The organism is Rhodoferax sp., assembly GCF_014859475.1.
In the GTDB taxonomy this organism is placed as follows: Bacteria; Pseudomonadota; Gammaproteobacteria; order Burkholderiales; family Burkholderiaceae_C; genus Rhodoferax.
In genome coordinates this window covers 1-9,027 of record NZ_JACUUE010000099.1, presented here as the reverse complement: position 1 = coordinate 9,027, position 9,027 = coordinate 1, and the positions used below count along the sequence as shown (strand labels likewise).

Genomic DNA, 9,027 nt, shown 5'->3' with positions numbered 1-9,027 from the left:
GGGCCTATCCCCGCTCGCGCGGGGGAACCTCTCACACCTATCTTGTTGATGTGAAAGAAAAAGCAACGAAAACCATCTGAAATTTTAAAGAGCGTTTGCAGACCTATTTCGCCTGGTCAACCACATTCCGTCCATCTCAATCAATTCACGGGGCGGCGTTCCTAGGTGGGCTAGGCCAATGCCGCCCACCTCATTCAAATCACGCCACACCATCACCAAACTGCCTCTTGGTTCTTGACCGTGCCAATCCGAAACGATGTCCCATGTACGTTGCCGCACACCCTTGTTCATCCGTGGTGCGACAAACACATTGGGCGCAACTTCCAGCATGACCGACGCAAGAAAACCGTGGAATCGGTCTGCCACATCACGCGTCACTATCATCACCAGCACCATCGACCTCCTCCATGCGTAAGACCTGCTTGATTTTGTCGATCATCGACGGGATGACTTGCTGCTTGCGAAACACTTGAGCGGCTTCACGTCGCACCAGACGGTCTACCGTATCCTCCGCACCCTTGCTCACCTGCTTAGCGGCGGCAAAAGCGATTTGTAGTGTGAGCGCTTCACGAAACAAGTCGGCAATGTCCAGCACAAACGACTGCCCTGAGTCCTCATGAATGAAGCCCAGCGGCGGCAGCGCCGCCAGCGACTGCACCGCAATGGCCGCAGCAGCCTGAACTGCCGTCGCAGCATGGTTCAGCGCCTGGTTGGGAATGTCAGCGGCCATCGGGTTGGCCCGGTCGTAGTGGCGGCCATTCCATTCGATGCCGTGCTTGTCGGCCATCAACTTATACATAACCTTCACGCGCGAGCCTTCAATGCCGCGCAGGGTGTCTAGCTCACGGTGCGGCAGTATTTCGCCCAAGCGCAGCGCGTACATATGCCGCGCCACACTGATGCGCCGACGCGGGTTGCCCCACAACTCGGCTTGCCGTCTGGCCACATCGGAACGATCTGGCATCAAGGGTGGCGCTGTGTAGGAGCGCACACCATCAACACCAACTGCGGCCATCAGCGTGCCGTGGCGAGCCAGCAGGCGCAAGGCATCGTGTGTCACGCTGCTCCCCGGCCCGAGCAAGATCATGGACACCGACTGATGCGGAATTTGATCCACTTGCGGGGTCAGTGAATTGGCACCCCGCATGAAATGCAAACAACCGTCAATGACGCACAGCTCGCCCCGCTCCAACCAGAGCAACCCGTGGCGGTCTGCGTGCGGAAATCGGGCTGTTTCCAGCCCCAGGCGGCCCTTTAGCATGTAGACATTTCCGCCATCTCAACCGCGCGCAGGCCGCAACATCAACAGCCCAAAACCAAACGCCCGATGTCGCCCCAGCCCATTGACAAGGAGTTGCGCAAAGGCCTGTGAGGTGGTGACGCGCAGTTGCCCAGTCAGCACCGCATCCGGCCCGCCGACCAAGCGGCTGTGGCGCACATCGTCCGCACCGCCTTTCTGACTTTTGCGTGTCACCCCCAACTGCTGATAGCGGGTCATACGGGCGTCCACCAGCTCTGCGCCACCCTGCCGCGCAAGCAAGTCTCGCAGCCACTGCACGTAGACCTCGCTGCGCTCCAGTTCAGCACCCGCTGCCTTTTCAACTGCCGCCAAAAACGCATCACGCTCCCGCCCTGTTTTACCCTCGCGGATGATGGGACGCACGCGCACATCAAAGCCAAGCACATGCCCCACGGCCCATTGCGCGGGAAACTTTCGCGCACTCAAGCCCTGGTGGTGCAGCGTCTGCCCCAATCCCAGCGCGGCTGATACATCAGGATCAGCCAGGGCTGCGCGTTGCGTCAATTCAGCAGCGTTCAGGCGGGTGTAGGCCAGCAAGCCTTGCTCGGCATCGAGATACCGAAAAGGCTGCGGCGCATGTTCGCCAAAAGCGGCGTGCAGCAGCGCATGAAGTGCGTAGCCCAGATCACCTTGCGAATCCAGCAAGCGATGCCGTGCAGCCCATGCGGCCAGCCGCTGCGGGTCGGGCTGGGTGTGCAGCAAATAAAGTGGCTCTATCGTCACGTCATGTGTCATGTCAAATTTCCTGGGTTTTTGATGAGCCCTTCGCGCACCGGGCGCCAGCCGCCGTGTACGCCGCTGGTCCAGTTGCGTTCGTCGCAGACATCCACCACGCGGTCACCAGGCAATTGGCCTTCGCCATCGGGCCATTGCGCACGCACGTCGCGTGCGATACCGGCAAGCGGGGCAAGTTGCAGCGCTTGCAATATCGAATCTGCATCAATCCAGCCAGCTACCAAACGTCCGATAGGCAGGCAGGGTTTTCGTCCGACAAAGAGGGGGCGCTGGGGGCGGTCCAACGCTTGGGCCACCTCAATCAAAGTCGGTGAATCATCGGCTGGCGCCAGCCTCAAAGCCAGCAAGGCGGTGAGGTCAGCGTGGTAGTCGCGGAAGCGCAAATGTGGACTGTCATAAGACGCTGCTCCACCGCGACGCTCTTCCACAGTACCCCAGGTTGTCCAGGCCTTGTCATTGGCGCCCAGTTGAGCGGTTTGAAAGTCGGTCAATCTTGAACCCGGCGCTTCCAGCCGTGCCCCCATTCGCAACCGGGCCTGCAACCGGTTGTGCCGCACATCGTCGCCTCGATCCCACCCCTGGGCGTTGGCGATGAGCCCCGTCACCATGGATAGTGCTGGAAAGTCGCGAATGACTCCAAAGTTGTCAATGGTTTCGCCGCCAAACGCAATAAGCGGCGACGAAAGCCTGATCAGCAAATGGCGCGGCATGTCAGGCTGCCTGTACTGGCATGGTGCCTTGGGTGATGTAGGCCTGAACCCAGGTCGCCAAGTCATTCAAAGACAGGCGCTGCGCATTGGGCACATCTACTTTGTCCAGCGCCAAAAAGCGACGATCCAGCGTGGCACCATAAGCCTCATCCAGCTTGCCAATTTCATCGGTGAGCATTTGCACGGCGGCTTCGCGAATGGCGGGCTGGTTCAGCGGCAGAACATTTTGAAAAGCGCCAGCCAGGCTGCGCGGTTGCCAGTCGCCCACCTCCACCAACAAAAACTTGGCCCACTCAAACGGCGCGGTAGAGCCGCGCTTGGCACCGGGGCTGACGGTGGCAATCAAGTGCAGTAAATGCTGCACCACACGACCCGCCAACTCGCGCTTTTCGGCGGGCAAGGTCGCCCAGTCTTTGATGTTTTCGCCTTCCAGGTTGGCAATCAGCTGCGGCACATCGACCACCACATAACCGTAGTACAGACCAGAGGCCAGTTCGGTGTCGAAGATACCGGCAGAGCCCTGCTCACCAGCTTCGCGTAACAAATCATCAACCACGGTGAAGTAATCGTTTTCTACCTGCGCTTCATGGACAGTAAAGGCGTGTGCCACGTACACGGCAGCATCTCGGCTGGCCAACACATCGGAGGTGACCATGCGGCCGAACAGGGCTGCCTCCAGACCACTGCCGTGCTTCAAGGCCTCAATGTTTTTCTTTGCGTCTTTTAGAAATTTGGCAATAACAGTTTTTAACGTTTTTGCATCGGTGCTGTCTTGCGCCAATTCAGCACATCGTTTGACCAGGTAATCAATTTCTGCAAAACCCATCAGCACGGCTTGCCCGGTTTCAAGCGCCTCTTTACCTTTGGATTCCTTGCCGCCCTTGTCCAATAGGCCACCATCACGCAGGCCCTCGCCAGCAGCCTGTGCCAGCGCTTCTGACAAACCTGCTTCAACCAATTTCTTTCGGATCAGGTCCAGCGTGACCCTGGACCGAACCGCCATGGGCACGCCTAGGTTGACAAGCGCAAAGTGGTCATCGGCCAGGCGCCAGTGGCGTTTCAAACACTGGGACGAAATGCGTGTGCGAACTGCATCGCCATAAGGCAGGCGTTTGGCCAACCCCGCATCATCGCGGTTTAGCAGTGCGCCGGGGTAGTTGTGCAGGGTGTGGATTTGGATAAAACGGGGCAGATTCATGGATACTCCTTAAGTGATGGTTTGTTATGACTTGGATTCGGTGCGGGCCAGCGCTGAAAAATAGGGGCCAGCAATGTGAAGGCGTATCTCCTCGGCCTTGACTTGATACTGGCGCTGGGTGCTACGTTCGATCAGCACCAATTCACCCAACTCGCGCCAGTTGGGTGCCACGCCCTTACTCGCAAGAAGACGCAGCACGCGCGGTAACAACTGAGTGAACGCATCACCCCGTGAGGTCAACAGCTTGGTCACGCGCGATTCAGACACGCCGGCATGTGCTAACTGTTTCCCGAGCCTCTGCTTGCCATCATGCCCAGCCAGCGCCATGCCGTGGGCAATCAAGGCCCAACGCGGCCAAGTGTCAGCGTGCCATTGTTCGGGCGACAAGCCTGCAGCCAATAGCGCACGCGCCAATGCGGCCAACTGGTGCGGTTGCAACGCTTCAGGCTGGAGCCGGGCCAGTGCGGCACGCTCGCCAGGACCTGCACGCTGGATGTATGCAGCCAATGCCCCAAAAGGCTCGCGGTAGATGGGTGCATCCTCAGTCACGAGGTGCGCATTTGGGACGGTGTCAAACGTGGTCACTGGTTTCCTCCTGTCGTTTCATGGTTTGTTGTTGGTAGTAATTTGCCAGTTCGGGTAGCGGTGATTTGTCACTGCGAAGTCCGCCGTGAAAACGGGACAGCGCGGCAGATTGGGCGCGGTATTTTTGGACGCCATTGCGTGGCCCGGCATCGAAGGCAATTTTCAAAACAGCCTCAGCGCGGCCCACCAAACCCAGTAGCCATTGAAGACGTTGTGCAGCGGGGTCAACTGCCTCTATCTCTTCATTGAGGTCGTCAAAAAATCGCGCGTCTTCAGCAGTCTCAAACGGATCAGAAAACTTGCTTGCCTTGGTTTTGTTTCCATCGCTACTGTCGCTTGACTTGCCACTGGCAAAAAGCACCGCCAAAGCCACCCACAGCAGCTTGCGCACCTCGCCAATGACTGTGATACGTTGCGTTGACATTCGCGCTAACGGGGCCTTCTGGTTTGTCATGAGCAGACCTCGCACCTTGGGTGAAATCGGCACCCGGCGCTCGTGATAGCCCTCTGTTTTCCCTTGTCCACGCGTAATGCCTTGGGCAATCAAAACCAGGCTCTTGTCGTTGGCGGTTTGAATCAAATTGTGTGCCACCGGAGCTTGGAACTTGCCCCCAAACATCAACTCGGAAACCAGCTTGTAGCTAAAGCCTTTGTCAGTGATCGTGAGCGCCTTGCCGCCTTCCACGTCAATCGGTGTCCAGGCGTCACCCGTCAATCCATTTAACTCTTTCGCCGCAATGCGCGCCGCTTTACTGCCGCTGCCAATCGATGTGATTACATCGCCCACGGCCTGCAACCGAATTCGGCGACAGATTTCAATGTAGAACGGATCAAGACTTGAAAACGACAGACTGCCAAGGCCGTCCCACGGTACGAGCCAGACCAAGGCCAATCCGTTCTCGCCTTGCAAACTGCAGTCCTCAACTGTTCGTTGCCGCCGGGCCAGCAACGATCCGACATCTCGCACCCAGCGCGCACCAACCAGCCCAACAGCGGCCACACCGACGCCCGGCTTGCTGGCAAAGCCCCCATTCATACGTGAAATACCGTAATTGCCAGCGCCTAAAAAGCCCTCTTGGGTTTGCAGGCTCAATAAGGCGAATAGCCAGTCTTCTGGCTGGGAACGGCGGGCACGGCTGCCTTTGACATCATGATTTTTGGAAGTCACCAGCATGTCAATTTCATCGGCTGCAAAGGCGCGTGATTTCCACTCGGCGATGCTGCCGCCGATAACGGCCGCCTGTAGCAGCGCAGGCCGGGCAGGCGGCGACACCAAGCACCATGCCGCGCCATCCGGGTCATCTGGCGTAAGCGCCAGCAAAGCATCACGCCATTCATCAGCAGTTTCAAACGTCGTCGTTCGATCTGCCTTGTGCAGCGCAATGGCGGCCAACTGCACCAGAAAGGCGTGCCACGGGTGACGCTGGTGAGGCCGTAAAGCGGGGTAATCGCGCACCTCATCTGCGGCGAGGGCCACGAACAATTGGGGTAAGTTGGCACAAACGGTGTTGCCATCGCCTGCACGGCGGTAGCGAATGAGCGGCTCCATCAGCAACGAAAACTGCAATTCCGGGGCAATCGTCATATGGGTTCTCCCTGTGTTTGTTGTGTGGTGCCGCTGGCCTTCATGCGCTCCAGGCCAAAACGGTTGTAGCAATACCGTGCACTGCCCAAAGTGAACTCAAAACCGGCGCGATCTGGCAATGCAATTATGTCGGTGGGCACCGCATCCGGGCTCACTCCGGCAGGAATCTGATGAAAACGCAGCGCCAATTGCTTCACGACCTGATGAAACGGGCCGGTTTGTGGTGGGTCGAACGTCACCAGGCGGTCAGCCGCGCCGAGGCGGGTTGCAATTTTTTGATCCCCATCGGGGAAATTCTCGGTCCCAAAGGCATCCTCGTACCGCAAGACATGGAGATTGCCGATGGACCTCAGCGCACTCAGGCCGCCTTCGATCTGTTGACCGTGTTTTAGCCAGTCTTGGCCCAGTTCATTCTCGATCGCCAGCAGGGCCTGCGGATGTGTGGCGTGTTCGACCAACACGCGGTTGTCTGCAGGTATCTGGCGGCTGGGCTGGGCCTGAATCAGCCGTTTGGTAGCTTCAATTATGCGCAAGTCGGGATAAACGCCGCCGCCATCACGAAAGCGGCCAAGGCCGTTGCGGGCGTGCGGCAGCAGGGGCGTGAGGTCATGGCCTGCGGGTGTCAGCACCCAGGCGCGCGGCTGCCGAAACCCAACAGGGCGCTCTGCATCAGGCCGGGTATGCCGGTGCAGGCGGCCTATGCGCTGGAGCAACACGTCCATGGGGCAAAGGTCGGTAATGAGCAGGTCGGCATCAATATCCAAACTTTGCTCCAGCGTTTGCGTGCCGATGATGACACGTCCGCCAAAGTCTCTGCGCACTTTGCCAAGTTGCGCCTCGACTGCTTGATCAAACAGGCGGCGGTCTTGTCGGCTGTACCGACTGTGGTGCACGGTGCTGATGCCGTTGACTTTGAACAGCCAGTTGTCGCCTTGTGGCGCGGTAGGTTGCTGCTGTTGCGCCAATAGCTCCAGTGCCTGCAATGTAGCTACAGCGGCTGCAACGGTATTGCGAACCACCAACACGCGCGCGCCTTGTGTTGCAGCATCAGCCGCCAACTTGGTAATGCGCACGGGGTCGTCCATGGCATCCCATGTTTCCCAATGAACCGTTTTGTGCTGGGGATTACCGGCAACCGACTGCAACTTGATGCCAGCCGCATCCCTGGAGCTGACGGCGGGGTAAGGTGCGGCGCAAGCCTCCACCAACGTGGGCAATGCGGCCTTTTTTGAACACCCGATATTGAGATAACGCGTGCGTGCCGTAGCGCCCAGGGTGGCGGAGAGCAGCATGGCTTGACCGCCTGTTTTGAGATGCGCCTGGAGTAACTTTTCAAGCAGCACTGCCATGTACGCATCAGAAGCGTGAACTTCGTCCACCACCAGGAGGCTTCGGGCCAACAGGGCATGACGCAGGTGGGCGTGGCGCACTTTGAGTGCACCAAGCAAGGCCTGATCGATCGTGCCCACGGCGATGGTGGCGGCCAAAAATCGCTTGGGGCTTTCAGCCACCCAACGCTGGTGGGCCTTGGCATCAGCGGGATGGTCGGGCCATTGAACTTCAAAATCAGGCAGGCGCATTTTGAGCTGATCATCGGCTGCTTCATCGCCGGGTAGCGCACGCACCACCACGGGCGCATTGGTCGGCCAGAGTTTCTTGACCATGTCAAAAACACGCTGGTACAACTGCGTTGCGGCTACACGCGTAGGCAGGGCAAAGTAAAGACTATCCACCTTGCCCGCCTGAAACAGTTGTACAAAACGCCAGAGCGCAGCTTCGGTTTTACCGCTACCAGTTTCGGCCTCCAGCACCACGGTGCTTTCCAGCGCCAAGTCGGCTGCAGCCATTTGCATGGGACGCGCTGTGGCCACGCCAAATGCGGTGCTGAAGGCGGGTGGCGCGCTGAGTAGTTCAGTACGCCAGAGCGTGGCTTCCAAACCGATGGTGCACACGGCGTAAGTTGCGTTTTTGGGGGCGGTGAGCAGCCGGTTTTCGCCCGGTGCCGTGTAGGGAAAAAAACCTTTACGGGTGTCCGAGCCCAGCCAGTCGGCCAATTGCACCAGTCCGGCGAACAGGTGCGCGAAAGCGGGCTGATCTGGCAAGGATTGACGACACGCTTCAAAAGCGAGTGGGTAGCTTTTTTGCAGGCGCTCGCCCATGCGGGCAATCGTGGCAGCTGGGTCGTACACCACCGAGCCGTTTTTGTTTACAACGGGTTGCCAGATAGCTTCAGCGGCTTGCATCTTTGGGTCTTCCCCAAGAGGACGACCGTGGTGGCTAATGCTGGCGTGAAGCAATTGGGAAACGGCCTCTTCGCCCCACATCATTATTTCTGCAATGGGCAAGCCCGCCGCATAGTGTTCTGCATTATTGACACCGCCTGAAATCAAGGTCCATCCTTCCGGGCCATGACCCGATGGCGAGCGTGCAGTCCAGTAATCCGGCGGGCTTTCAGGAAGCTTCCAGCGCCGCGACTGAAATCCGGCGTTGGCTTTGCCAACATCGTGAAGAAAGACCAGCACGGCCAACCGCTGAAAATCTGCTGCATCAAGGGCCCGCCGCGCCGTTTTTTCTAGAGATCGCCGAACCGCAGCGCATTCAGCCAGCGCAAGAAAACACGCTGCCACGTCGGTCATATGGTCCAGCAACGGATGCACGCCAGACAACTGCCCTGCCTTATCGCGAGAAAGCTTACCCCAGGCGCTGAACTGCGAATCGTCCGCCGATAAATTCCCAACCGACCGCGCCAATTGCTCTGAAACGCGCACGTGCGCTTGTTCGTGATCAGTCTGACTTTGGGTAGAGTAGGAAGTCATTGTCTTTTTCTCTGTATCAAAGGTCTAAACTCCAGCAACACGCAAACGCTGTGAAAAACACTCAAAATCGCCAAAATCCAATCAGGATTGCCTGCTTT

Annotated in this window: 8 protein-coding genes; all 8 read right to left on the bottom strand. The window is 58.3% G+C overall.

The annotated features are described in order from the left end of the window. Positions 1 to 84 precede the first annotated feature (84 nt). Genes cas2e through cas3 form a run of 8 tightly spaced genes read right to left on the bottom strand, consistent with a single transcriptional unit; the run spans position 85 to position 8,863 of the window. A complete protein-coding gene (gene cas2e, locus IBX54_RS09595) occupies positions 85 to 330 on the bottom strand; it encodes a type I-E CRISPR-associated endoribonuclease Cas2e (RefSeq protein ID WP_296542435.1) in 246 nt (81 codons plus the stop codon). Positions 331 to 367: 37 nt separating this feature from the next. Then, the gene (gene cas1e / locus IBX54_RS09590; protein WP_296542433.1) at positions 368 to 1,261 is read right to left on the bottom strand and encodes a type I-E CRISPR-associated endonuclease Cas1e; all 894 of its coding nucleotides are present in this window, start codon (positions 1,259 to 1,261) and stop codon (positions 368 to 370) included. Positions 1,262 to 1,279: 18 nt separating this feature from the next. Beyond that, positions 1,280 to 2,035 (bottom strand): type I-E CRISPR-associated protein Cas6/Cse3/CasE, encoded by a 756-nt coding sequence (gene cas6e / locus IBX54_RS09585; RefSeq protein ID WP_296542432.1) that lies wholly within the window; start codon positions 2,033 to 2,035, stop codon positions 1,280 to 1,282. Beyond that, entirely contained in the window at positions 2,032 to 2,745 is a 714-nt protein-coding gene (gene cas5e / locus IBX54_RS09580; RefSeq protein WP_296542431.1) for a type I-E CRISPR-associated protein Cas5/CasD, read from the bottom strand. Before cas5e ends, cas6e begins: the two co-directional genes overlap by 4 nt. A 1-nt stretch (position 2,746) precedes the next feature. Then, entirely contained in the window at positions 2,747 to 3,943 is a 1,197-nt protein-coding gene (cas7e, locus tag IBX54_RS09575; RefSeq protein WP_296542430.1) for a type I-E CRISPR-associated protein Cas7/Cse4/CasC, read from the bottom strand. A 24-nt stretch (positions 3,944 to 3,967) separates the two neighbouring features. Next, on the bottom strand, positions 3,968 to 4,528 hold the full coding sequence (gene casB / locus IBX54_RS09570) for a type I-E CRISPR-associated protein Cse2/CasB (protein WP_296542429.1): 561 nt from the start codon (positions 4,526 to 4,528) through the stop codon (positions 3,968 to 3,970). Then, a complete protein-coding gene (locus IBX54_RS09565; protein ID WP_296542428.1) occupies positions 4,515 to 6,113 on the bottom strand; it encodes a type I-E CRISPR-associated protein Cse1/CasA in 1,599 nt (532 codons plus the stop codon). Before IBX54_RS09565 ends, casB begins: the two co-directional genes overlap by 14 nt. Beyond that, entirely contained in the window at positions 6,110 to 8,863 is a 2,754-nt protein-coding gene (gene cas3 / locus IBX54_RS09560) for a CRISPR-associated helicase Cas3' (RefSeq protein WP_296542434.1), read from the bottom strand. The genes IBX54_RS09565 and cas3 overlap by 4 nt, the downstream gene beginning before the upstream one ends. Positions 8,864 to 9,027 lie beyond the last annotated feature (164 nt).